At 35.0% G+C, this 24,579-nt stretch carries 21 protein-coding genes; 12 read left to right on the forward strand and 9 right to left on the reverse strand.

The genetic code is table 11. From position 1 onward, the window contains the following. Window positions 1–12: 12 nt before the first annotated feature. Both ACKC83_RS07540 and ACKC83_RS07545 read right to left on the reverse strand, forming a co-directional pair. Window positions 13–918, reverse strand: a complete 906-nt coding sequence (locus ACKC83_RS07540; RefSeq protein ID WP_434037594.1) for a GYDIA family GHMP kinase — start codon at window positions 916–918, stop codon at window positions 13–15. Next, entirely contained in the window at window positions 918–2,234 is a 1,317-nt protein-coding gene (locus tag ACKC83_RS07545; RefSeq protein ID WP_434037595.1) for a hydroxymethylglutaryl-CoA reductase, degradative, read from the reverse strand. The genes ACKC83_RS07540 and ACKC83_RS07545 overlap by 1 nt, the downstream gene beginning before the upstream one ends. 172 nt (window positions 2,235–2,406) lie before the next feature. Here ACKC83_RS07545 and ACKC83_RS07550 point away from each other — a divergent pair, with 172 nt between their 5' ends. The 4 genes from ACKC83_RS07550 (at window position 2,407) to ACKC83_RS07565 (ending at window position 8,289) form a co-directional block, all read left to right on the forward strand. Further along, window positions 2,407–4,593: a S9 family peptidase gene (locus ACKC83_RS07550; protein ID WP_434037596.1), complete on the forward strand. Its 2,187-nt coding sequence runs from the start codon at window positions 2,407–2,409 to the stop codon at window positions 4,591–4,593. Window positions 4,594–4,640: 47 nt separating this feature from the next. Continuing rightward, the gene (locus ACKC83_RS07555; protein WP_414036295.1) at window positions 4,641–6,017 is read left to right on the forward strand and encodes a peptide MFS transporter; all 1,377 of its coding nucleotides are present in this window, start codon (window positions 4,641–4,643) and stop codon (window positions 6,015–6,017) included. A gap of 43 nt (window positions 6,018–6,060) precedes the next feature. Beyond that, complete coding sequence (locus ACKC83_RS07560) at window positions 6,061–7,629, forward strand: peptide MFS transporter (protein WP_414036294.1); 1,569 nt, start codon at window positions 6,061–6,063, stop codon at window positions 7,627–7,629. Between the two features lie 144 nt (window positions 7,630–7,773). After that, on the forward strand, window positions 7,774–8,289 hold the full coding sequence (locus tag ACKC83_RS07565; RefSeq protein ID WP_414036293.1) for a thioredoxin family protein: 516 nt from the start codon (window positions 7,774–7,776) through the stop codon (window positions 8,287–8,289). Window positions 8,290–8,298: 9 nt separating this feature from the next. On the opposite strand, the gene ACKC83_RS07570 is transcribed toward ACKC83_RS07565, so the two are convergent. From ACKC83_RS07570 to surE, 5 genes are read right to left on the reverse strand one after another with little or no spacing between them, the layout of a single operon-like run. After that, window positions 8,299–10,323: a ComEC/Rec2 family competence protein gene (locus ACKC83_RS07570; protein WP_434037597.1), complete on the reverse strand. Its 2,025-nt coding sequence runs from the start codon at window positions 10,321–10,323 to the stop codon at window positions 8,299–8,301. 19 nt (window positions 10,324–10,342) lie between these two features. After that, a complete protein-coding gene (locus ACKC83_RS07575; protein ID WP_434037598.1) occupies window positions 10,343–10,909 on the reverse strand; it encodes a C40 family peptidase in 567 nt (188 codons plus the stop codon). Window position 10,910: 1 nt separating this feature from the next. Then, the gene (lpxB, locus tag ACKC83_RS07580; protein ID WP_414036290.1) at window positions 10,911–12,029 is read right to left on the reverse strand and encodes a lipid-A-disaccharide synthase; all 1,119 of its coding nucleotides are present in this window, start codon (window positions 12,027–12,029) and stop codon (window positions 10,911–10,913) included. Next, a complete protein-coding gene (locus ACKC83_RS07585) occupies window positions 12,029–12,313 on the reverse strand; it encodes a hypothetical protein (RefSeq protein WP_434037599.1) in 285 nt (94 codons plus the stop codon). Before ACKC83_RS07585 ends, lpxB begins: the two co-directional genes overlap by 1 nt. Continuing rightward, window positions 12,306–13,082 carry a 5'/3'-nucleotidase SurE gene (gene surE / locus ACKC83_RS07590; protein WP_414036288.1) on the reverse strand — a complete coding sequence of 259 codons (777 nt, stop codon included), beginning with the start codon at window positions 13,080–13,082 and terminating at the stop codon, window positions 12,306–12,308. Before surE ends, ACKC83_RS07585 begins: the two co-directional genes overlap by 8 nt. Window positions 13,083–13,238: 156 nt before the next feature. Between surE and ACKC83_RS07595 the strand changes: the two genes are divergently transcribed. Next, the gene (locus tag ACKC83_RS07595) at window positions 13,239–15,419 is read left to right on the forward strand and encodes a carboxy terminal-processing peptidase (protein WP_434037600.1); all 2,181 of its coding nucleotides are present in this window, start codon (window positions 13,239–13,241) and stop codon (window positions 15,417–15,419) included. A gap of 3 nt (window positions 15,420–15,422) precedes the next feature. Continuing rightward, complete coding sequence (locus ACKC83_RS07600; protein ID WP_434037601.1) at window positions 15,423–16,517, forward strand: ABC transporter permease; 1,095 nt, start codon at window positions 15,423–15,425, stop codon at window positions 16,515–16,517. On the opposite strand, the gene yihA is transcribed toward ACKC83_RS07600, so the two are convergent. Together yihA and ACKC83_RS07610 are read right to left on the reverse strand one after the other, a co-directional pair. Further along, window positions 16,514–17,119 carry a ribosome biogenesis GTP-binding protein YihA/YsxC gene (yihA, locus tag ACKC83_RS07605; RefSeq protein ID WP_434037602.1) on the reverse strand — a complete coding sequence of 202 codons (606 nt, stop codon included), beginning with the start codon at window positions 17,117–17,119 and terminating at the stop codon, window positions 16,514–16,516. The genes ACKC83_RS07600 and yihA overlap by 4 nt on opposite strands. Window positions 17,120–17,131: 12 nt before the next feature. Next, window positions 17,132–17,896, reverse strand: a complete 765-nt coding sequence (locus ACKC83_RS07610) for an alpha/beta fold hydrolase (RefSeq protein ID WP_414036284.1) — start codon at window positions 17,894–17,896, stop codon at window positions 17,132–17,134. Between the two features lie 295 nt (window positions 17,897–18,191). Between ACKC83_RS07610 and mraZ the strand changes: the two genes are divergently transcribed. The 6 genes from mraZ (at window position 18,192) to mraY (ending at window position 24,578) form a co-directional block, all read left to right on the forward strand. Next, on the forward strand, window positions 18,192–18,662 hold the full coding sequence (gene mraZ / locus ACKC83_RS07615) for a division/cell wall cluster transcriptional repressor MraZ (RefSeq protein WP_414036283.1): 471 nt from the start codon (window positions 18,192–18,194) through the stop codon (window positions 18,660–18,662). Beyond that, window positions 18,649–19,545, forward strand: a complete 897-nt coding sequence (gene rsmH / locus ACKC83_RS07620) for a 16S rRNA (cytosine(1402)-N(4))-methyltransferase RsmH (protein ID WP_434037603.1) — start codon at window positions 18,649–18,651, stop codon at window positions 19,543–19,545. Before mraZ ends, rsmH begins: the two co-directional genes overlap by 14 nt. After that, window positions 19,542–19,859, forward strand: a complete 318-nt coding sequence (locus ACKC83_RS07625) for an FtsL-like putative cell division protein (RefSeq protein WP_414036281.1) — start codon at window positions 19,542–19,544, stop codon at window positions 19,857–19,859. Before rsmH ends, ACKC83_RS07625 begins: the two co-directional genes overlap by 4 nt. Window positions 19,860–19,922: 63 nt before the next feature. Beyond that, window positions 19,923–21,875, forward strand: a complete 1,953-nt coding sequence (locus tag ACKC83_RS07630) for a penicillin-binding protein (protein WP_414036434.1) — start codon at window positions 19,923–19,925, stop codon at window positions 21,873–21,875. After that, window positions 21,872–23,335: a UDP-N-acetylmuramoyl-L-alanyl-D-glutamate--2,6-diaminopimelate ligase gene (locus tag ACKC83_RS07635; protein WP_434037604.1), complete on the forward strand. Its 1,464-nt coding sequence runs from the start codon at window positions 21,872–21,874 to the stop codon at window positions 23,333–23,335. The genes ACKC83_RS07630 and ACKC83_RS07635 overlap by 4 nt, the downstream gene beginning before the upstream one ends. A gap of 1 nt (window position 23,336) precedes the next feature. After that, window positions 23,337–24,578, forward strand: coding sequence for a phospho-N-acetylmuramoyl-pentapeptide-transferase (gene mraY, locus ACKC83_RS07640; RefSeq protein ID WP_434037605.1), 1,242 nt, complete (start codon window positions 23,337–23,339; stop codon window positions 24,576–24,578). Window position 24,579: the final 1 nt, after the last annotated feature.

Genomic DNA, 24,579 nt, shown 5'->3' on the forward strand with positions numbered 1-24,579 from the left:
ATTTTTTTTGTTTTATAATATCATGTCTTGATAAGACAAGATGGTGTGATATCCTTTCTGTTTAAAGTAATCGGTTGGATTTTCTGCCGACGATACCATAACAAAATCTCCGCCCCAAGCCCCTAAACTTTTAATGCTTCCTGAGAAATCAGAGAACAAAGAAGCTTTCACGGGATTCAAATTCACTATGTCGGCAATTATAGCTTCGTGAGCATCTACTAAGGTGTTAAAAGCGTTTAAATCGGTACAGTGTAATAAGTCCTCTGTAATTGTATTGATGGCTTTAATCGCTTCAGATTTATCAGAAGGATTTGATTTATAATGCGCAATACCTTCACGGCTATTTTGCTTCATATTTAAATGCACAAAATAGATGTGGTTAGAAAACTCAGGTTTAAAAATAACTGGTTTAACAATGGGCGATTTTTTATCTAATGTATACGTAATTGGTGTATTATTAGACGCACAGGCAATATCGTAACCGCTACCACCAAATGTGAGTTCTAGAAGTTTATAGGGGTTTACGGCAGCCCAATTTGCAATGTTATTTATTAAAGTAGACGATGTGCCTAAACCCCAATTTGTAGGAAAGTCTAAGTAGGTTTTTACCTTTAAACCTTTTTCTTGTTTTAGGAAATTAGGATTTAATTGTTTAGCTACATTTAATATAGACGCCAATCTTAAGGTAAGATCATTTTCTATATCAGGAACAAGCGTTTGCTTGCTATAACTAAGCTGTGTGTCTAACCAAACTTCATTCTCACTATTAAAACTTTGCCAACGTATGCCTGCATCTGCATGCGTCTCAACCGTTAATGATTGCCCGAATTTAGTTGGTAATGCCAAAGCTTTAGCTCCGTTTAAAACCAAATATTCTGCAGTGATTAAAAGTTTTCCATTGCTGTAAAATGTCTCCATTATTGGCGTAATTTTTCTAAAGCTTCTACAGCTGCACTATGTGAAACCGTATGTGTTTTAAAATGATTTACTATGGCTGTTTTTTCTTCAGGATTTGCTTCCAACTGATTTAATATATTCATTAAATGCATCTTCATGTGGCCTTCCTGAATTCCTGTCGTAGTTAACGAACGTAATGCTCCGAAATTTTGGGCTAAACCGGCCACAGCTACAATCTGCATGAGCTCTTTTGCATTTGGCTTATCTAGCATCTCTAAAGAGAGTTTTACTAACGGATGTAAATTTGTTAAACCACCTACAGTACCTAGCGCTAACGGTATTTCCATCCAAAAGGTGAATATGCCATCTTCTATTTTAGCATGAGACAAACTGCTATACGATCCGCTTCTAGAGGCATAAGCATGTACGCCAGCTTCTACCGCTCTAAAGTCGTTTCCAGTAGCTAGTACAACGGCATCAATACCATTCATTATGCCTTTGTTGTGCGTTACGGCACGGAAAGGTTCTATCTCGGCAATCTTTACAGCTTGTATAAACTTCTTAGCAAAAACATCTGCAGGTATGGATTTGTTTTCGGTTAATTCTTCAACTTTACAACTTACTTCTGCTCGAACTAAACAGTCTGGAACATAATTAGAAAGTATGCTCATTACAATTTCTATGTTGGCTTCTTCAGTGGTGAAACCTTCAAAATTTAGAGCTTCAGATTTAAATGTTTTAGCAAATTGTTCTAAACACGAATTAATAAAATTCGCTCCCATAGCATCAGCAGTTTCAAATGAGACATGTAACTGAAAATAGTCAGGAATAGCAGCTGTCTTATCGCGTAACTCAATATCTAAAATACCACCACCACGTTTTTCCATGTTTTTAGAAAGTGGTTTTACAGCTTCTAAAAGTTTAGATTTAACGGTATTAAAATACTCTTTTAAACGCGCGTGATCTCCTTTATATATAAAGTGTACTTGTCCGATTTTAGTGGTGGAGATTACCGAGGTTTTAAATCCGCCTCGATCCAACCAAAACTTAGCGGCCTTACTTGCGGCAGCAACGACAGAACTTTCTTCGATAGCCATTGGGATGGTGTAAAGCTTATCGTTAATTAAGAAATTAGGAGCGACACCTAATGGTAAATAATAGTTTGTTATGGTGTTTTCTATAAACTCGTCGTGTAGTTGTTGTAGTTTATCGTTAGAATTCCAATATTGTTTTAAAATAGTTTTGGTATCTTCTTGCTTGTCGAAATACGCATTAACAAGCCAATCTATTTTTTCTGACTTAGATAGTTTTGAAAAACCTGAAATCGTTTTACTCATTCAATTTTTTATTTAATCCTGCAAAGATAGTATTAATATAAGCTAATTTATGGTTTTAAACCGCTGTATTGCTCATTTAAACTAAAAATTGAGGTGTGAATTCGGTTAATTTTTACTAAATTCGGAGCCTTTGAAAATTCCCTATTTTTAACTAATTTATAAATAATTATACGTGAAGTATTATTCTCCATTATTACTGTTGTTTGTTTTAACATCAGGTTTAGTTTCAGCACAAGAAAAACAAATTAATTTAGAAGATATTTGGAAAGGCGGTTTTAGAACAGAGCGCATGCAATCTTTACATTCTATGGCCAATGGTCAGGAGTATTCTGTATTAAATTTCGATGGTAAATCGAGAACCTCTTCTATCGATATCTACGATTATAAAACCTTAAGTAAAGAGAAGTCTTTGGTGAATTCTGGAAACTTATCAGAGATTGCCTATTTTACAGATTATACGTTTAGTAAAGACGAAAGTAAAGTGCTTTTGGCTACAGAAGTAGAATCTATTTTTAGACGTTCGACTTTAGGAAAATATTTTGTTTTCGACACCGCTACGAATAAAATTATAGCGATTTCTGATGAAAAGATTCAAGAACCTACTTTTTCTCCAGATGGTACCAAAGTAGCTTATGGATTAAACAATAATCTGTTTATAAAAGATTTAAATACTGGTGAAACCACAAAATTTACATCGGATGGTGTAGATAATAAAATTATAAACGGAATTACAGACTGGGTTTACGAAGAAGAATTTGCTTTTGTTCGTGCTTTTGAATGGAATGCTACAGGTGATAAAATTGCATTTATTCGATTTGATGAATCTGAAGTTCCTGAATTTTCTATGGACATTTACGGCACAGCGCTATACCCGCAACAAAATGTGTTTAAATATCCAAAAGCAGGTGAGGCGAATTCAGAAGTGTCACTTCATGTTTATAACTTAAAAACAGATAAAACAGCCGAAGTCTCATTAGATAAGAACTATTCAGACTTTTATATTCCTAGAATTAAATGGACAAACGAGGCAGATATTTTAAGTGCGCAGTATACCAATAGACATCAGAACGAATTGGATTTATGGATGATTGATGCTTCAGATATGTCGGCTACATTAGTGCTTACAGATACAGATGATGCGTATGTAGATATTACCGATAACTTAACCTTCTTAGACGATAATAGTTTTATTTGGACGAGCGAAAAAGACGGATACAACCATATCTATCACTATAAAAAAGATGGAAAGCTAATCAATCAAATCACTACAGGAGATTGGGAAGTGACTAATTATTATGGTTTCGACAAAAAATCGAAACGTATTTTTTATCAGTCTGTAGAAAATGGATCAATAAACCGCGATGTGTACAGTATTGGTTTAAATGGTAAAAAGAAAATTCATTTATCTAATAAAGTAGGAACAAATGCGGCCTCTTTTAGCGCAGATTTCACCTATTTTATTAATACATTCTCTAATGCAAATACACCGCCTTTATATACTCTAAACAATTCAAAAACAGGAGCAGTTATTAAGGTTATTAAAGACAACAAAGCGTTATCGGATAAATTAGAGGCATACGATATCTCACCAAAAGAATTTAGTACAATTAAAGTTAATGGTAACGATTTAAATATGTGGATGATTAAACCATCTCATTTCGATGCTTCTAAAACGTATCCGTTACTAATGTTTCAATATTCTGGACCAGGATCTCAAAGCGTCTCTAATACTTGGTTAGGTGCTAACGATATGTGGTACGAAATGTTAGCTTCAAAAGGTTATATCGTTGCTTGTGTCGATGGTCGCGGAACAGGGTTTAAAGGTGCTGCATTTAAAAAATCTACACAAAAAGAATTGGGTAAATTCGAATTGGAAGACCAAATTCAATCAGCAAAACAATTAGGAGATTTGTCGTATATTGACAAGGAGCGTATTGGGATTTGGGGATGGAGCTTTGGTGGCTTTATGAGTAGTAATGCAATCTTTAAAGGAAACGATGTGTTTAAAATGGCAATTGCAGTTGCACCCGTTACCAGTTGGAGATTTTACGATTCTATATATACAGAACGTTACATGACTACTCCTCAAGAAAATGCTTCGGGTTACGACGAAAATTCTCCGATTAATCATGTTGACAAATTGAAAGGAGATTTTCTACTGGTTCACGGAACTGGAGACGATAATGTACATGTACAGAATTCTATGCAAATGATAGAAGCTTTAATTCAAGCGAATAAACAATTCGAATGGATGTTGTACCCAGATAACGATCATGGTATTTATGGTGGTAACACAAGATTACATTTGTATACTAAGATGACTAATTTTTTAGATCGCACTTTAGGCGATAAATTATAAACAGAAAACCCTTTATAACGTATAACTAATAACTAATAAAATTACACATGACAGAATCGATTGATGTTAAACAGAAAGAAATATTTGGTCATCCTATAGGACTATATGTATTGTTCTTTACAGAAATGTGGGAACGCTTTTCGTATTACGGTATGCGTGCCATCTTAGTACTGTATTTAGTAGCCGAAACTAAAGATGCGAATGCAGGATTAGGTTGGACCAATGGAGAAGCCTTATCCTTATATGGAACTTATACTATGTTAGTGTATGTAGCATCAATCCCAGGAGGCTGGCTTGCCGATAAGTTTTTCGGACAAAAGAAAGCCGTACTTTATGGAGGAATTCTGTTAGTTGCAGGACATGGTATTCTTGCAGTTGAAGAAATGTGGGCATTTTATAGTGGTCTAGGATTAATTATTTTAGGAGTTGGTTTATTAAAGCCAAACATTTCTACCATGGTAGGAGGTCTTTACAAAAAAGGTGATATACGACGAGATAAAGGATTTACTATTTTTTATATTGGTATTAATATAGGTGCCTTTTTATCTAGTATAATCGTTGGATATGTAGGTGAAGTTTACGGATGGCATTACGGTTTCGGTTTAGCCGGAATAGGAATGACGTTAGGTTTAATTCAATATATCGCTGGTCAGAAGTATTTACATGATACTTTAAGTCATGAAGAAAATGCTGAAGGTTTAGCAGATCAAGAAATTTTAGATAAGCCATTAACTAAAATTGAAAAAGATAGAATTATAGTATTATTTATTTCGTTCTTTTTAGTGATAGTGTTTTGGGGAGCTTTTGAACAAGCCGGAGGTTTAATGAATATTTATGCTTCAGAAAAAACTAACAGAATGATAATGGGGTGGGAGTTTCCTGCATCATGGTTCCAATCTTTTAATGCCATGTTTATTATTTTATTAGGAACAACGGTTGCTGGTTATTGGGCACATAGAAAGTTAAAAGGAAAAGTATCTACATCACTTTTTAAAATGATTGTAGGTCTTATTATAATGGGAATGGGATTCTTTTTCATGACAGCGGCTGCAGCACAATTTAATGCAAACGGACCTATAGTAGATGGTCAAGGAGGATCGGCTATGTATTGGTTAGTATTGGCTTACTTATTCCATACAATTGGAGAATTATCTTTATCTCCAGTGGCTTTATCATACATCACGAAATTAGCACCGGTTAAATATGCGTCTTTAATTATGGGTGTATATTTCGCAATGACTGGTATTGGAAATAAATTGGCAGGGACTCTAGGGGAAGCTTCAGAAAGTTTAGGTGAATTTACCATATTTACTGGTATCGCTATTTTCTGTGTTGTTTTTGGATTAGTTATGTTAATATTCAGAAAAAAATTAGAGGTGCTTACGCATGGTGCCGAAGATGACGAGCGTGAAGTAGCACATTAAACCAGGCGCTATTTAAACGAGGTATATTTAAAAATATGTAATAATGAGTGCAACAAATTTTAGATTTGAAGGTTCCGATATGAACCGACAACTTTTAATGGGTCACCCTTCTGGGTTGTTTGTATTATTTTTCACCGAAATGTGGGAACGTTTTTCTTACTACGGAATGCGTGCCATTTTGGTGCTTTTCTTAACGTCTGCTATAATCGACGGCGGTTGGGCATGGAGTCGGGAAGATGCTTTGGGACTTTACGGAACATATACTATGTTAGTATATTTTTCTCCAATTTTGGGAGGTCTACTAGCCGATAAGTTTTTAGGATACAGGCGTTCTGTAGCTATTGGAGCATTAATTATGACCTTGGGTCACGCGGCCATGGCATTCGATACACCTTGGAGTTTATATCTAGGTATTGGACTATTAGTCGCAGGAAACGGATTGTTTAAACCGAATATTACATCTATTATTAACGGAGTTTATAAAAATGCTCAAGACAAGAAAGATGGAGCCTTTACCATATTTTATATGGGAGTAAATGCTGGAGCTTTTTTAGGGATTTTATTATGTGGTTATGTTGGTGAATCTATAGGATGGCATTACGGATTTGGATTAGCTGGAATTTTTATGTTCTTAGGAATGATTCAATTTTGGTTAGCCCAAACTATTTTTGGAAGAATTGGTTTATCTCCAAAAGATACACTTGCTTTTGATGCCAGTCATAAAGAATTAGATACGCAAAAAGAAGAAGTTGTTCCTAGCAATATTCAGGCAGATCGATACATTGTAGTGGGAATATTAGCATTCTTTACCATCTTCTTTTGGGCTGCATTCGAGCAAGCTGGTGGGTCTATGACTATTTTTGCATCAGATTATACCGATCGTGTTTTAGAAGGAACGTCTGCTAATGTATTTAGAATAGCAAACACACTGCTTACTGTTATTCCGTTAATGATTATTACATATGTATTATTCCAATTATTCAGAATAACCTTTAGTAAATACAAGGTATCTAATTTAGCTTTAGGTTTAAGTTTTGCGATTATTTGGGGGATTGTAATTTACATGTTGAAATCTCAGTTTTCTGAAGAAAGTACAGAGATTCCTGCATCTTGGTTCGGAATTTTAAATTCGTTTTATATCATTGCATTTGCTCCGTTAGTTTCAAAAATTTGGGAAAGTAAATACAATCCGCCAGCAACGGTTAAGTTCGGAATTGGTTTAATTTTACTTGGATTAGGATTTGGAGTATTAGCTTATGGATCGGCAAGCATACCTCAAGGAGCACAAACCGCATCGGTAAGTGTGGTTTGGTTAATTTTAGCTTATCTGCTTCATACATTAGGAGAATTATCATTATCGCCTGTAGGATTGTCTTATGTAAGTAAATTAGTACCTGCGGCCAAAATCGGACTGATGTTTGGGCTATGGTATATTGCTGTTGGTTTAGGTAATAAAGCAGCGGGTATGATGGGAGGATTAATCGATAAAATTACAGCAGCTTACGATATGAGTACATTTTTCTTAATCTTTACAATTGTGCCAATTGTTGCAGGATTATTAATTATGGCATTAACACCTAAGGTGAATAAGTTAATGCACGGCGTTCACTAAAAATTAACATATTTATATAATAAAAGGCATCTTCTTTGTAAGATGCTTTTTATATTTTAGACCATTATGGTGAATATACTATTTTTAAGAATGAGAATAAAAAATGTTAAGTTGATGAGAAAAGGTTTATGTCTAATGGTTCTTATGTTTTCAGTAGGAATTATAAATGCACAAGAGATTAATTGGTTAAGTTTTAATGAAGCTTTAGAACTTCAGAAAACAGCTCCAAAAAAAATTATGATGGATGCGTATACCAATTGGTGTGGTCCTTGTAAAATGTTAGATAAAAATACATTTCAGAATAAAGATGTTGCAGCGTATGTAAACGAAAATTATTATGCCGTTAAATTTGATGCCGAAGGACCAGAGTCTATAACCTATCAGGGAACTACTTATGGTAATCCTAATTACGACGAAGCAAAAAAAAATAGAAGAAATGGCGTTCATGAATTTACAAGAGCGTTGGGAGTAGATGCTTATCCAACCATCGTATTTTTAGATGAGGACGCGCAAGTTATCGCTCCAGTTCGTGGCTACCAGCAACCACAACAATTAGAAGTCTACTTAAAGTTATTTCATAGCGATAAATACAAAGAGTTGCAAACTCAAGAAAGCGCTAATGCATATTTTGAAAGTTTTGTTCCAGAATTTGTTGAATAATAACACATCTTATTTAAATATATAAGCTCCCTTTTTGCCAGTTTGGTAGAAAGGGATTTTTTTGTTTTTACAGGTCTGTTCCCACCGTGCGATATACGATTTGTAATTACTGCCATCGGCAATAATTTCTTTGGGTCTTAAGGAGTCTATTAAACGGATTAAATTTATTTGTGGTGAATTGCTAAGTAAGACATAATAGGGATTAAAAGACCTTACGTTATAGGCGCCTAAACTGTCAACTATTAATATGTTCTTGTTTTTAATAGAATAGACAGCTTTCAATGGTTTTGTTTGAGCTGTTTCTATGCCTTTAGATATGGCATAATCCTTTAACGGATACGATTGTAAGGATAATGTAGAATCGGTTGCAGTAAATATATCAAGTTGTCTATCTATTCTGTGCGTCAATATTGTTTCTCTGGTTTTATGAAACAGAATCCATTCTGTAGTGTTTATAGCAACCCGATTGTAAAGCAAAGTGCATTGCAGAATTATACATGCGATTAAAGTGATAACAATCGATTTATATTTGGGAGTAAATAATACGTAGATGAAACCTATAATTAATACATAAAGCACAATGACTGTATTTAACTTTATAGAAATGGCACTGTAAATAAACTGATCTTGACTCGCGATCCATTGTATAATGGTATTCATAAAGCCAATTATTTTATTAAAAAGTATAGCCATTACATTAGGTAATATTCCAAGTGTTACCATGAGTAGTATGAGAATACCAAAGCCTAAAATGAAACCTAGAAAGGGAATTATAATGAGATTAGAAAGGAAAAATAGTCCTGGAAACTGATGGAAATAATAGATGCTTAACGGCAAAACGCCAACTTGAGCCGCAACAGTTACGGTGAGTGTATTCCAAAGTAAATTAACAAGTTTATATTTTGGAAACCATAATCTATTTAATTTAGGTTGAAGTGCCACAATACTTAAAACGGCTAAATAGCTTAACTGAAAGCCTACATCGAAAAGTAACATAGGATTCCATAATAACAGTAGAAAGGCGGAAATCGCTACAGTATTAAATGTGTTATTTGGCCGATTCCAATTTAAGCTAATGGCAACCAATGTGAACATTAAAGTAGCCCTACTTACCGATGGCGATAATCCTGTTAAAATAGCAAAGCACCACATTAAGATAATAACAAGAATGGTTTTTAATCCTCTACCATAAGGTAGACGCTCGAGTGGCGATAATATATAATTTAAAATCAATAATAGAATTCCGACATGTAATCCCGATATTGCCAAAATATGTACTGCACCTGCTTTGGTGTAATTTGAATATAATGTTTCAGAAATATCTTGCCTTTGTCCGAGTAATAATGCATTTATGACAGCAAGTTCGTCGGTTCCAAACGGATACGTTTTTAGCTTGGAATTTACGAATGTGTTTATACGGTGAGCCAGACCCGAAAGCGTAGATGGCTCACTTGGAAGGTGAAATAGATGCTTTCGAGTTGTTGTAATTTGATGGTATATGTACTGTCGTTCTAGATACGATTTATAATTAAATTGATTCGGATTTAAAGGCGGAAGAATGTCTTTAAAAGCGTTGGTGGTGATGTAAATATCATCAATATCTAAAACCTTTTGTAAGCTGTCGCGTTGTACATTTAAAAGGGATGTACCTGTTACAGGAAGGCCGTTAATTTTTAGAATCTCAACCTTGTATTTGTCGTAGTATGTATTCGATTTAAGAACATCGCTAATCTTAAAAGTAATTTGCTTTACAGGAGCTTTTATATGGGAATAATGCGTTGATTGTAATTTCTGATTATGAACATGTACACTCAAAATTCCTATGGATACGGTAAGGAGTACGGCGACCATTCCAAATCCGATAGACGGTTTAAAACGTGACAAATTTATCCAATACAGTAAAAAAAGAAGGCAAAGTAATATCGAGGAAGATAATGCACTCCATAGAAATGGAATAGGTCTATAAAAACCTAAACAGATTCCGATAATGAGGAATAGTGTGAGTTTTACTATTATAAAGCGACTTAACTTCATAACAGTAAGATACTAATAATTAGAGTATTCGACGTGCTTCTTTAAAAGAATGATACCAGTAGCGTTCTGCTAATGAGGATGTTATTACACCTTTGCTAGTTGTAGAGTGTATAAATTCTATTTGTCCGATTCTAGATGTTACGACTAAACCAACATGATTAATAGTGTTACTCCTGGAATTGGTATGAAAAAACAACAAATCACCTTCTTTAACATCTTCCAGATCTATTTTTATACCTTCTTTAGCCATGTCTCTGGAAACACGTGGAAGTTCGATATTATAAGCTTTAAAAGTTTCAAAAACTAAGCCAGAACAATCCATACCTTTTTTTGTTGTACCACCATATTTGTAGCGAACACCTTCAAATTGCTTTGCGAAATCGACTAATTCTATGCCTAAAGATTTTAATTCGGCCTCGTTTTTTGGAGCTAAAATTACCCGATCATTATCAATCCTGGATTGCGTATTTTCAATGTTTTTTGAGGTCGTTGTAGCATTGGCTGATGAATAAGATTTAGATCTTTTAGAAGATTTACAGCTACTCACACAAAGAAGTAAGCAAAGTATAAAAGATAATTTCTGCATTTTAAGAATGTGATTTTAGTCCGTTGTAAATATGTTCAGCTGTTTTCCTGCTGGCTCCTTTGCCACCAAGCTTCTTCTCTAAATCGTAATAATTAATAAAAAACTTTGTACGCTCATAATCATCAAGAATAATATTAAGTTCTTTCTTTAAGTTTTTAGTGTTAAACTCATCTTGAATTAGTTCTTTAACTACAGGTTTATCCATAATTAAATTCACCAAAGAAATATATTTCAACTTAATAATTCGACGACCAATTTGGTAAGACAACCAGCTCCCTTTATAGCATACCACCTGAGGTACTTTAAATAAAGCAGTTTCTAAAGTAGCCGTTCCAGATGTTACTAATGCCGCAAAAGATACACTTAATAAATCGTAAGTTTTATTAGCTATAAAATGAACGTTACTTCCTTTAATAAATTGTTGGTAATATTCAAAATCTTGACTCGGCGCTCCGGCAATTACAAATTGGTAATCTGGGTAATCGTCAATTAAACTAAGCATTACAGTAAGCATTTTGTTAATTTCTTGCTTTCTGCTTCCTGGTAAAATGGCAATTATAGGTTTTTCACTTAATCCGTGCTCTGTTCTAAATTTATATTCATCTACTTGAGTGCGATCTGCGATAGAATCAATTAAGGGATGCCCTACAAAGGTAACATCATAACCATACTTGGCATAAAAGGGTTTTACAAAAGGAAGTATAACATACATCGCATCGATATCGCGCTTAATGTTTTCAACACGTTTTGCTCTAGACGCCCAGACTTGGGGAGAAATATAATAATTTGTTCGGTAATTTTGTTGCTTAGCCCATTTAGCGATGCGTAAATTAAATCCAGAATTATCTATAAACACGATAACGTCAGGATTGTACGCCTTTATATCTTCCTTGCAAAACGATATGGCTTTTAAAATTTTCGATAAATTGGTAATGACTTCTGCAAATCCCATGAACGCTCGTTCTTTATAGTGACTCACTAAAGTACCTCCAACATTTTGCATAAGATCCCCACCCCAAAATCTAAAGTTAGCGTTTTTATCTACTTTCTGTAACGCTTTCATTAGGTTCGAGCCGTGTAAATCTCCTGAGGCTTCTCCTGCAATAATGTAATATTTCATTATAAAAATTTAAAAGTAAATGTAAGTATAGCAATACAAACCGTGGCTAAAATTACGCCCCGAGCTCTATAATCTTGCCTCTTTTTTATAAAAATAAAAAAAGCGACTAAGTTTAAAATAGCACCTAAACTGGTTAGTTTTCCTAAAAATCCTTCAGCGGCGGCGGCTTCTATTACAGTCATAGCATCGTCTCCTCTTCCTAGGAATTTTGCGGCTAAAAATAATCCCATGGCATTGGCGATAACACCGACTAAAAATCCGATAAAAACTTCTTTTTTAATCATTTAAATTCCATGTGTTAATCTGCCTAATACTTTGGTAGGCTGTTAAGTCAAATTGAACGGGTACCACAGAAACATAATTATGTTCTAAGGCCCACTCATCGGTATCTTCACCTTGATCTAAATTTACAAATTTACCAGCAAGCCAGTAGTAATCTTTTCCCATTGGGCTTTGTCTTTTATCAAACTTCTCAACCCAATTGGCTCGTGCTTGTCTGCAAACACGAATACCTTTTATGTCTTTTTTAGGGACATTAGGAATGTTTACGTTTAAAACTACGCCTTGTGGCAAACCGTGTTTTAAGGTGTTTTCTGTTATGGTTTTTATGAAGGATTCTGAATGTTCGAAATTGGCATTCCAATTATAATCTAAAAGCGAAAAACCAATGGCCGGAATGCCTTCAATACCAGCTTCTATAGCGGCACTCATAGTCCCAGAATAAATAACATTTATTGAAGAATTAGAGCCGTGATTTATACCCGAAACACAAAGGTCCGGTGTTCGTTTTAAAATCTCACGAACACCCAATTTTACGCAGTCGGCAGGAGTTCCTGAGCAACTATAATCTTTTTGAGGGCCGTTGTCTATCGTGATTTTTTCGACATATAAGGTAGAATCTACTGTTATTGCATGTCCCATACCACTTTGCGGACTATCTGGAGCCACCACAACAACATCTCCAATGGTATTCATTATTTTTATAAGGGTTCTTATTCCTGGTGCTGTAATACCGTCGTCGTTTACAACCAAAATAAGGGGCTTTTTTGACATCTTTTTTTGTTTTGAAATCGCTATGCTAAAATACATAAATTCTTGCTGAAACGGCCAATTTGTTTAGTTTAACAAAAAATTACGTTATATTGATTTTTATTGGCATAGTTTTTTCTCTACTTTAGTGAAAAATATACGATGCATTTTTATAGGCTTATGAAAAGGAATTACAAGTACCTAGTAGTATTATTAATGTTGGCGTTCGCGTCTTGCAGTTTTACCACTAAAACATTTAGCAACCCAGATAAGGATAAATTATTAGTTCAAGTAATTACTTATGTTCTCGAACGCGGACACTTCGATCCTAAAACTTTAGACGATAATTTTTCTGAAGAAGTATACACTAAATATTTAAAAGGCATAGATCCTTTAAAACGCTATTTCTACGCTTCTGATATAAAAGAGTTTGAAAAATATAAGGATAATCTAGACGATCAATTAAAGGCGTACGATATTGCTTTTTTTAACCTTACTCACGAACGTTTAATTCAGAGAATGGAAGAGTCTAAGGCTTTATATAAAGAGGTATTAAGTACGCCGTTCGATTATTCTATAGATGAAGAATTTGATGGAGATTACGAAGAAAAACCTTATGCGAAATCCAAAAAGGACATGAAAAACCGTTGGAGAAGACAGCTTAAGTTTACCTCAATTTCTAATTACGACGATTTACAAACCGAAGAACGTTCTAAAAAGAAGGAAGATCCAACGTATACAGTGAAATCTGATGAGGAAATGGAAAAAGAATCTAGAGAGTCTACTTTAAAATCTATAGATAATTATTACACAGATTATGTAGACGATTTAAAACGTAGCGATTGGTTTACTATGTATGTCAATGCAGTGGTAGAATCTTTCGATCCGCATACATTTTATTTCGCTCCAGAAGATAAAGATAGATTCGATCAGCAAATGTCTGGAAAGTTAGAAGGTATTGGAGCTAGACTTCAGAAAAAGATGGATAATGTTAAGATTATGGAACTAATTTCTGGCGGACCTGCTTGGAGAAATGGAGATCTAGAAGTTGGAGATATTATTCTTAAAGTACGTCAGGAAGACGAGAAAGAGGCTGTTAATATTGTAGGGATGCGTCTAGATGATGCTATTAAATTTATTAAAGGCCCAAAAGGTACCGAAGTCACGTTAACCATTAAAAAAGTTGACGGAACTGTAGAAGATATTTCTATTGTTAGAGATGTTGTAGAGTTGGAAGAGACCTATGCTAAGTCATCTTTAGTAACTAAGGACGATGTTAAATATGGAGTAATTAACCTTCCTAAGTTTTATGTAGATTTTGAAAACTATAATAACCGAAATGCGGCATCTGATATTAAGTTAGAAATAGATCGATTAAAAGAAGCCGGAATGGAAGGTCTAGTTTTAGACTTAAGAAATAATGGTGGAGGATCTTTACAGACTGTAGTCGATATGGCTGGATTATTTATTAAAGACGGACCGGTTGTACAAGTGCGATCTACAGGAGAGCCTAAAGAAATTTTAAGAGATAAAGACGAGTCTATAGAGTGGGATGGTCCATTAGTTATTTTGGTTAACGAATTATCGGCATCTGCGTCAGAAATTTTAGCGGCAGCCATGCAAGACTATAAGCGAGCAATTATTATAGGAAGCAAACAAACTTACGGAAAGGGAACAGTTCAGAATGTGCTTGATCTAAACCGTATGGTTCGAAATAACAGTAATGGAGATCTTGGTGCTCTTAAATTAACAACTCAGAAGTTTTATAGAATTAATGGTGGTTCTACACAACTAGAAGGTGTTAAGAGTGATGTTGTTGTTCCGGATCGTTATAGTTTTATCGATATTGGTGAAAAGGATCAGGATAATCCGTTACCATGGGATAAAATTGCTCCAGCAGACTATACATTATGGAATGGTCATTTTGATTACGATTCTACGATATCTAAAAGTAAGGAGCGTATGAGTAATAATGAGCAATTAAAGTTGATTGAAGAGAATGCGAAGTGGATTAAAACGAAAATGGATGAAAACGAATTCAATTTAAACTACGTAAAATATAAAGAGAAATTAGAGCTTAATGAAGAGGAAGCTAAACGTTTCGATAAAATTTCAGATTATAAATCTAATCTAACTTATACGTCTTTACCATACGAAGAGGCATTGTTTGTAAAGGATTCTACGCTACGATTAAAACGCGATCGTTGGCACGAAAACTTAACACAAGATGTGTATGTAGAAGAAGCTGTAAATGTACTTGAAGATTTAAAAGGGTCTTATAAGGTGAAAACAGAATTGGCAGCAACTAAGCCTAAAAGTTCTGACTTGATAACCACAGAAGGTACATCTTCAAAAAATTAATTAATGAGTGGTAAAACACAGTCGTTAAAACAATTAGCGCTCCAAAAATTTAAACACAATTTTTGGGGCGTTTTTAGTTTCTATTATATTTTATTAGTGGGATTCGTTTCTGTATTTGCCTATGTTTTGGCACCAGATTCTTCCCAGCATGCAAATCAAATGCATTTGTCTATTCATTCGGAAACGCCTGGTTTTACAGTAGATATTTTAACAGTTCCAAACAAGATTAAAAATACACAAAGCAGTTTCGATAAAATTTTCTTTGGGACTATTAATACCGAGACAGAAATTCCCATTTCAAAGCACAGTATTAAAGACGATACCTTATTATATACTGAATACGCTTCAGATGGTTTGATAGGTGAAGAAAAAGTACTGGATTTAAATTCGTTTTCTGAATCGGAGATTTCAAAATTAGTATCCTCTAAAACATTTCATCTTGGAACAGATAAATATGGTCGAGATGTATTAAGTCGTGTTTTGGTAGGAGCTAGAATATCCTTCTTTATTGGCTTTGTAGCCGTGTTTATTTCCTTAATTATAGGTTTGGCTTTAGGTAGTATCGCTGGATATTATGGGGGCAAGGTTGATGCCATTATTATGTGGATTATTAATGTGACGTGGTCTATCCCAACCTTATTATTAGTTATTGCAATTACCTTGGCCTTGGGGAAAGGGTTTTGGCAAGTTTTTATTGCTGTAGGGCTAACCATGTGGGTAGAAGTGGCACGTGTGGTTCGTGGTCAAATAATTAGTGCCAAAGAAATGCAATATGTCACAGCCGCAAGGGCTTTAGGATATAACGATTACCGTATTATTACAAAACACATATTGCCAAATATAATGGCGCCAGTTATAGTTATTTGTGCGGCTAATTTCGCTTCGGCCATTTTAATAGAAAGCGGTCTGAGTTTCTTGGGTATAGGAGCACAGCCACCAATGGCAAGTTGGGGTGCAATGATAAAAGATCACTATAACTATATTATTCTAGGAAAGCCGTATTTAGCAGTAATTCCTGGATTGTGTATAATGAGTTTAGTTATGGCGTTTATGTTAATAGGGAACGCCTTAAGAGATGCTTTAGACGTAAAGAGTTAATCTATTTTCAGATTCGTATTGGTGTCGTCTATATATTGTAGTAACTCGTCTTTCCCAATTTCTTTAGAAGACGATGTTACGAAATAATTTGGCATATCTTCCCAGGTTTCAAGTAATACATCACGATAATCGTTAACATGATTTTCTATAGCCATAGGTTTTAACTTATCGGCTTTAGTAAAAATAATAGAAAACGGAATGCTGTGTTCGCCTAACCAGGTCATAAATTCTAAATCTACGGGTTGTGGTTTGTGGCGAATATCTACCAATACAAAAGCAGATATTAACTGTTCTCGTTTGCTAAAATATTCGGTTATAAATTTCTGAAATGTCTTCTTCGCACTTTTAGAAACACGTGCATAACCATATCCAGGTAAATCGACTAAAAACCATGTTTTATTAATTAAAAAATGATTTATAAGTTGTGTTTTTCCTGGCCTTCCAGATGTTTTGGCAAGGCTTTTACGGTTAGTAAGCATGTTAATAAGCGACGATTTCCCTACATTACTACGTCCAATAAAGGCGTATTCAGGTATTCTGTCTTTCGGACATTTGGAAACGTCCGAATTACTTACTACAAACTCAGCCGATTTAATTTGCATAATTGTATACTGTTAAAATTTTCTGGCAGTTAACCAAGAATCTAATATTCTATTAAATTCGTCAGGATGCTCCATCATAGCCGCGTGTCCGCATTTATCAATCCAAAATAAATCTGAATCTGGCAAAAGTTCATGAAACTCTGTAGCAACTTCCGGAGGTGTTACAATATCGTTTTTACCCCAGATAATACACGTAGGTACTTTCATATTAGGTAAATCCTTACTCATATTGTGTCTAATCGCGCTCTTTGCAATCGCTAAAGTTTTAATTAATTTGTTTCTGTCGTTCACGGTTTCGTAAACTTCATCTACAATTTCTTTAGTGGCAACAGCAGGATCATAAAAGACATCTTGTGCCTTTTTACGAATCACTTCGTAATCACTTCGTTTAGTATAACCACTTCCCATAGCACTTTCGTATAGTCCAGAACTTCCGGTAATAATAAGTGCTTTTACTTTATGAGGGTATAGCTTGGTATGGAATAATCCAATATGTCCGCCAAGAGAGTTTCCTAGTAGAATAACATCAGTAAGTCCTTTGTATTCAATGAAGTCGTGCAGGTAATTTGCAAAACTTTTTACATTGGTTTTTAACAAACTCATGCTATATATTGGTAGCTCAGGAATAATTACTTTGTAGCCTTTATTACTAAAATAATTAGAGACAGCGTCGAAGTTGCTCAATCCTCCCATTAACCCATGAAGTACGATTATAGGTTGCCCTTCACCCACTTCCATGTAGCTAAAATTCTTTTCTTTTTTTAAGCGATGCGTCATTAATTAATCATTATCGTCAACAAACAAATATAGGTATTTCATTCGTATAATGAAGTATATTCTGAGTATCCGCTTTAAATAGTTTTTTCAAATCAGATATTAACAACCCATTGCAAACGAAAATTGACACCCTAATCAATTTTAACTCAATCTCTAAGGTGTTTTTGGTGTATGTATTAAGGTTCAGGTAGATCTAGTGTTCATAAATTTATCAACAAAGTGGTATATTGTGGTAAAAAGTGGTATATTTTTCAATATATTTGACAAATATAGAATGTAATCCCCGGAAATTGTTTTGAACTCATTAATAGGTACATACGAATGCAAAGTGGATGCGAAAGGCAGATTAATGTTGCCTGTTTCGCTGAAAAAGCAGTTGAGTGCCGTATTACAAGATGGGTTTGTGTTAAAACGATCCGTTTTTAATCCGTGTTTGGAATTATACCCCATGGACGAGTGGAATGTGCTAATGCAGAAGATAAATAAGCTGAATAGGTTCAAAAAGAAGAACATCGATTTTATTAGAAAATTTACTGCAGGCGTGAAAATGGTTGAGGTAGATGCTACTGGTCGTTTGTTAATTCCTAAAGATTTAGCTGTTTTTGGAGGGATTTCGAAAGAAATAGTTGTGGCTTCGGCTGTAAATATTGTTGAAATCTGGGATAAAGATAAATATGAACAGAGCATAAGTGGCTCGGCTGACGATTTTGCAGAATTAGCTGAGGAAGTTATGGGACAAGATGATGAAGATTATGGAATATCATAACCCTGTATTATTAAAAGAAACGGTAGACGGTCTCAATATAAAAGAAGACGGTAAATATGTGGATGTCACTTTTGGTGGTGGCGGTCATAGTAAAGAGATTTTAAGACGCCTTGGTCCGAATGGTAAATTGTTTGCATTCGATCAGGATCCAGATGCTTTAGAAAATGCAATTGATGATGATCGTTTCCAGTTAATACATGAGAATTTTAGATATGTAAAACGCTTTTTGCGTTTTTATGGTGTAAAACAAGTGGATGGGATTTTAGCCGATTTCGGTGTGTCTTCTCATCAATTTGATGTGGCAGAACGCGGATTTTCTACACGATTCGAAGCGGCGTTGGATATGCGCATGGATCAGGCAAGTAAATTGTCTGCATATAATGTAATTAATGAGTATGAAGAAGAGCAGTTAAAACAAGTGTTGCTTCAGTATGGCGAATTAAGAGCGGCTCCAGCAATGGCTAAATTAATAGTAGAAGCTCGCGAGGTGGAGTTAATTAAAACAAGTAATCAGTTAAAAGCAGTGTTAAAAAAGTTCTTGTCTCCAAAGCACGAGAATAAAATTTTAGCACAAATATATCAGGCCATCCGTATTGAGGTTAATCAAGAGATTGAGGTTCTAAAGGAGTTTTTAATGCAAACGCCAGAGGTGTTAGCGCCGCAAGGACGCGTAAGTTTAATTAGTTATCATTCCTTAGAAGATCGTTTGGTTAAGCGTTTTATAAGAAATGGATTGTTTCAAGGAGAACCGGAACGTGATGTTTTTGGGGCTTTTGAGGTTCCGTTGAAAAAAGTGGGCGGATTAATAGTGCCGTCGGCTGAAGAGATAAAAATAAACAATAGAGCTAGGAGTGCAAAACTTAGAATTGCAGAGAAGGTATGAGAGAAGGCGTCTATAGCGTATTAAAAGGAAAGTTTCTAGTTAGCGACGATTCGTTTAAAAATTGGCGAGTCATAGTATTTGTCTCGTTCTTGGCTTTTAGCATGATTGCAAGCTCGCATAGGGCAGATAAGAAAGTTCATGATATAGCAAGGCTGAGTGACGAAGTAAAAGAATTGCGATCGGCGTTTGTAGATGGTCGTTCTCGGTTAATGCGGGTTAAAATGGAGTCCTCAATAGTAAAGAAAATGTCAGAGAAGGGTTTGGTGCCTTCCGAAATTCCACCAAGAAAAATAAGAGTTACAATTAAAAATTAAAGTTTAAGCTTGGCAACAAACGAAAAGAACATATTAAACCGATTATATATTGTGGCAGGATGTATGTTCATCTTCGCCATAGCTGTGGTATTTAAATTATGTACTATTCAATTTGTAGATGGTGATAAATATCGTAGTCTAGCAGAAAAACGAACTATAAAATCGGTAACTATTCCAGCTAATCGTGGTAACGTGTACGATTCTGAAGGGAGTCTTTTGGCTACTTCTGTACCTAAGTACGATATTCGTTTTGATGCGGTAACACCAACTTCTAAAACTTTCGAAAAATATTTAAAGCCGTTATGCGATTCACTTCATGTGTTTGGCGGAAAACCTTCTAGTTATTATCAGAAAACATTGCGGAAGGCGCGTGCTAATAAAAATAGATATCATTTAATTGCTCGTAATATTGGGTATTCGGATTACATCCGTTTACGCAATTTTCCGCTTTTACAGCTTGGTGCTTTTAAAGGTGGATTAATTGTCGAGCAAATGACTAAGCGCGAACATCCAATGGGTGGAATCGCAGAACGTACAATTGGATACGATCGTACAGACGATCAAGGAAATGTGACGCGTCCGGGAATTGATGGAGCTTTTGGAGTGAAATATTTAAGAGGTACTAACGGAAAGCGCTTAAAGCAAAATATTGGAAAAGGGCAGTGGAAACCTATTGCAGATTACAATCAAGTAGAGCCTAAGGATGGTTACGATGTGTATACAACCATTAATGTGAATATTCAAGATATTGCGCATCATGCATTATTGAAGCAGTTAGAGTATTATGAGGCAGAGCATGGTTGTGTTGTTGTAATGGAGGTTGCTACAGGCGAAATTAAAGCTATTTCTAATTTAGGACGTACTAAAAATGGTGGCTATTACGAGAAACTGAATTATGCGGTGGGAGAGTCTCATGAGCCAGGTTCCACATTTAAAACAATGGCGTTAGTGGCTGCTTTAGAAGATAAAGTGGTAGATACGGCCACTGTAGTAGATACTGAAAATGGATCGAAACGATTTTATGGACGTTCAATTTCTGATTCTCATCATGGTGGTTTCGGAAAAATTTCTGTGGCGCGTGCCTTAGAGGTGTCGTCTAATATTGGTTTAGCAACAATTATTGATGAGGGGTATTCTAAGAATCCAGAAAAATTTATTGAAAAATTAAGGTCTTGGCATTTGGATAAGCCCTTAGGGATTCCAATTATAGGAGAAGGTATTCCTGTTATTCCTTCGCCAGGACATGATAAGTGGAGTAGAAATGCGTTACCGTCTATGGCTTATGGGTATAATTTAAGTGTAACACCACTGCAAACCTTAACGTTTTATAATGCTATAGCGAACAATGGTGTTATGGTTAAGCCACGCTTTATTTATAGTGTAAAAGAGTTAGATACACCTATAGAAACATTTCATAAAGAAGTGATAAATGAAAAAATTTGTTCGGAAGAAACAGTGAAAGAAATTCAGGCTATTCTTGAAAATGTAGTAAAACACGGAACAGGGAAGTCGTTATATAATCCGTATTTCTCAATGGCGGGCAAAACAGGAACGGCTAGAACAGAATATTGGATGGCAGACTGGAATGATAATAAGCGTTATGTGTCTTCGTTTGCTGGGTATTTTCCAGCGGTAAACCCGAAGTATTCTTGTATTGTGGTTATTCATAAGCCAAGTACTAAAAAGGGGTTTTATGGCGCCGATGTTTCTGGACCAGTATTTAAAAGTATTGCACAAAAAATATTTACAGACACTCCTATTATAGACGAAGTGAATTCGCTACAAGTGGCAGATGCGCCTGTAGATAAAGAGTTTGAAGCGTTTTATGAAACCGCTCAGAAATACAAAACGCTTATGCCTAAAGTGGTTGGGTTGCCTGTTATGGATGCAATTGCATTGTTAGAAAATCTAGGACTTGAAGTAGAAATGGATGGTTTGGGAAATGTGAAATCACAATCGATTCCTGTAGGAGAAAAAATTAAAAAGAATCAAAAAGTAGTTTTAAAAATATCGTGAGTTTATTAAAAGACATATTATATAAGGTTGCAATAGATACCGTTGTTGGTCCAACTAATGTGCGTATACATAATATCGCATTCGATTCTCGTAAAATAGAATCGAACGATTTGTTTGTAGCTATTTCGGGAACTGTGGCAGATGGTCATGGGTTTATAGAAACAGCAGTAAATAATGGTGCTTTAGTAGTGGTGTGCGAGCATATGCCTGAACAACGCGTTAATGGAGTGACTTATATTCAGGTTGCCGATACTAAGGTGGCTTTGGCAATAATGGCTTCTAACTTTTATAATAATCCTTCAGAGAATTTAAAACTGGTTGGCGTTACAGGAACAAATGGAAAAACAACCATCGCGACGCTTTTATATCAGTTATTTAAAAAGGCAGGATATAAGGTTGGATTGCTTTCAACAGTAAAAATATTAGTAGACGATATAGAGTATAAAGCCACGCATACAACGCCCGATTCTTTAGCTATCAATTCATATTTAAGTATGATGAATGCCGAAGGTGTCGAGTATTGTTTTATGGAAGTAAGTTCGCATGGTATTCATCAAAAACGTACCGAAGGTTTGCATTTTGTTGGAGGTGTATTTACAAATCTATCACACGATCATTTAGATTATCACAGCACGTTTTCAGAATATCGCGATGTGAAAAAATCATTTTTCGATAATTTACCTAAATCAGCTTTTGCTTTGGTAAATGTAGATGATAAGAATGGCGAAATTATGCTTCAGAATACAAAAGCGAGTAAGCAGACTTATGGTTTGAAAAATTACGCCGATTATAGGGCTCAGATTTTAGAAAATCAGTTCACCGGCTTGTTGCTTAAAATTAATGATAATGAAGTTTGGTCGCGATTAATAGGTGAATTTAATGCGTCTAATTTATTGGCAATTTATGGTGTTGCCGAATTATTAGGGTTAGAAAAAGATGAAACCTTAAGGTTAATTAGCGGATTAGAAAGTGTTAGCGGACGATTTCAGTATCTGATTTCAGATTCGAAAATTACAGCTATTGTAGATTATGCACATACGCCAGATGCTTTAAAAAATGTTTTGGAAACCATAAATAGTATCAGAACTAAAAATGAAGAATTAATAACGGTTGTGGGTTGTGGCGGCAATCGTGATAAAACAAAACGCCCAAAAATGGGGCATATCGCTTCGGCTTTAAGTACTAAAGTGGTGTTTACAAGCGATAATCCAAGAAACGAAGTTGCCGAGGTTATTATTGAAGAAATTGAAAAAGGTGTCGAGCCTCTTCATTTTAAAAAAACAATGTCTATTTCGGATAGACGACAAGCCATAAAAACAGCTTGCCAGTTGGCAAAGCCTAACGATATTATATTAATTGCAGGTAAAGGTCATGAGACTTACCAAGAAATTAAAGGAGAACGATTCGATTTTAACGATTTCGAAATTGTAAAAGACTATTTAAAACAGCTAGAGAAATAAGATGTTATACTATTTTTTCAACTATTTAGAAGATCATTATCAAATTCCAGGCGCTTCGCTATTTGGGTTTATAACCTTTCGTGCGGCTATGGCAATTCTGATGTCTTTACTTATTTCAACAGTTTTCGGGAAGCGAATTATTAACTTTTTACAGCGTCAGCAAGTAGGGGAAACAATTCGTGACTTAGGATTAAAAGGTCAGTCTGAAAAGGCAGGAACGCCAACTATGGGTGGTATTATAATAATTCTAGCGACCTTAATACCTGTTATCTTATTTGCAGAATTGGATAACGTCTATATTTTATTATTAATCGTAACCACCTTATGGATGGGAGCAATTGGGTTTTTAGACGATTATATCAAGAAGTTTAAAAACGATAAAGAAGGTTTAAAAGGAAAGTTTAAAGTGCTTGGTCAGGTTGGTTTGGGACTAATTGTAGGGATCACGCTGTATTTTAATCCGAATGTTACCATAAAGGAAAAATTACCTGTAGTGCAACAGCAAGAAATATTAGCAGAGAATCCAAATGCTTTGCCTGGTAAGTTCTTTGCGGCAGAAGAGCAGTCTACTAAAACAACAATACCTTTTGTAAAAGGAAACGAATTTGATTATGCCGATTTAATTACTTGGATTGATCCTAGTTTAGGTAAGTATGCATGGTTAATATTTATTCCAATCGTAATATTTATAATTACAGCTGTTTCAAACGGTGCTAATTTAACCGATGGTATCGATGGCTTAGCAGCGGGAACGTCGGCCATAATTGTATTTACCTTAGGGATATTTGCTTGGGTTTCAGGGAATATTATTTTCTCAGATTATCTCAATATTATGTATATCCCACGGGTAGAAGAAATTACCATTTATATAGCGGCCTTTGTAGGGGCTTTGGTTGGGTTTTTATGGTATAATACGTTTCCGGCGCAAGTGTTTATGGGAGATACGGGAAGTTTAACTATAGGTGGAATTATTGCTGTTATTGCTATTGCTGTAAGAAAGGAATGGTTAATTCCAGTGTTGTGCGGGATTTTCCTAGCCGAGAATTTATCTGTGGTTTTACAAGTTAGTTACTTTAAGTATACACGAAAAAAATATGGCGAGGGTCGACGCATTTTTAAGATGTCGCCTTTACATCATCACTATCAGAAATCGGGATATCACGAAAGTAAAATTGTAACCCGATTTTGGATTATAGGAATATTACTAGCTATTGTTACCATCGTAACCTTAAAAATAAGATAAG

Source organism: Formosa bonchosmolovskayae, assembly GCF_051016085.1.
In the GTDB taxonomy this organism is placed as follows: domain Bacteria; phylum Bacteroidota; class Bacteroidia; order Flavobacteriales; family Flavobacteriaceae; genus Formosa.

Excerpts from the sequence above, each read along its gene's own strand:
- rsmH (WP_434037603.1), top strand. The coding sequence starts at position 18,649 with ATGGAATATCATAACCCTGTATTATTAAAAGAAACGGTAGACGGTCTC.
- ACKC83_RS07540 (WP_434037594.1), bottom strand. The coding sequence starts at position 918 with ATGGAGACATTTTACAGCAATGGAAAACTTTTAATCACTGCAGAATAT.
- ACKC83_RS07570 (WP_434037597.1), bottom strand. The coding sequence starts at position 10,323 with ATGAAGTTAAGTCGCTTTATAATAGTAAAACTCACACTATTCCTCATT.
- ACKC83_RS07610 (WP_414036284.1), bottom strand. The coding sequence starts at position 17,896 with ATGACGCATCGCTTAAAAAAAGAAAAGAATTTTAGCTACATGGAAGTG.
- ACKC83_RS07575 (WP_434037598.1), bottom strand. The coding sequence starts at position 10,909 with ATGCAGAAATTATCTTTTATACTTTGCTTACTTCTTTGTGTGAGTAGC.
- surE (WP_414036288.1), bottom strand. The coding sequence starts at position 13,082 with ATGTCAAAAAAGCCCCTTATTTTGGTTGTAAACGACGACGGTATTACA.
- ACKC83_RS07555 (WP_414036295.1), top strand. The coding sequence starts at position 4,641 with ATGACAGAATCGATTGATGTTAAACAGAAAGAAATATTTGGTCATCCT.
- yihA (WP_434037602.1), bottom strand. The coding sequence starts at position 17,119 with ATGCAAATTAAATCGGCTGAGTTTGTAGTAAGTAATTCGGACGTTTCC.
- ACKC83_RS07600 (WP_434037601.1), top strand. The coding sequence starts at position 15,423 with ATGAGTGGTAAAACACAGTCGTTAAAACAATTAGCGCTCCAAAAATTT.
- ACKC83_RS07625 (WP_414036281.1), top strand. The coding sequence starts at position 19,542 with ATGAGAGAAGGCGTCTATAGCGTATTAAAAGGAAAGTTTCTAGTTAGC.
- ACKC83_RS07560 (WP_414036294.1), top strand. The coding sequence starts at position 6,061 with ATGAGTGCAACAAATTTTAGATTTGAAGGTTCCGATATGAACCGACAA.
- ACKC83_RS07565 (WP_414036293.1), top strand. The coding sequence starts at position 7,774 with ATGTTTTCAGTAGGAATTATAAATGCACAAGAGATTAATTGGTTAAGT.
- ACKC83_RS07630 (WP_414036434.1), top strand. The coding sequence starts at position 19,923 with ATGTTCATCTTCGCCATAGCTGTGGTATTTAAATTATGTACTATTCAA.
- ACKC83_RS07585 (WP_434037599.1), bottom strand. The coding sequence starts at position 12,313 with ATGATTAAAAAAGAAGTTTTTATCGGATTTTTAGTCGGTGTTATCGCC.
- ACKC83_RS07595 (WP_434037600.1), top strand. The coding sequence starts at position 13,239 with ATGAAAAGGAATTACAAGTACCTAGTAGTATTATTAATGTTGGCGTTC.
- ACKC83_RS07545 (WP_434037595.1), bottom strand. The coding sequence starts at position 2,234 with ATGAGTAAAACGATTTCAGGTTTTTCAAAACTATCTAAGTCAGAAAAA.
- mraY (WP_434037605.1), top strand. The coding sequence starts at position 23,337 with ATGTTATACTATTTTTTCAACTATTTAGAAGATCATTATCAAATTCCA.
- lpxB (WP_414036290.1), bottom strand. The coding sequence starts at position 12,029 with ATGAAATATTACATTATTGCAGGAGAAGCCTCAGGAGATTTACACGGC.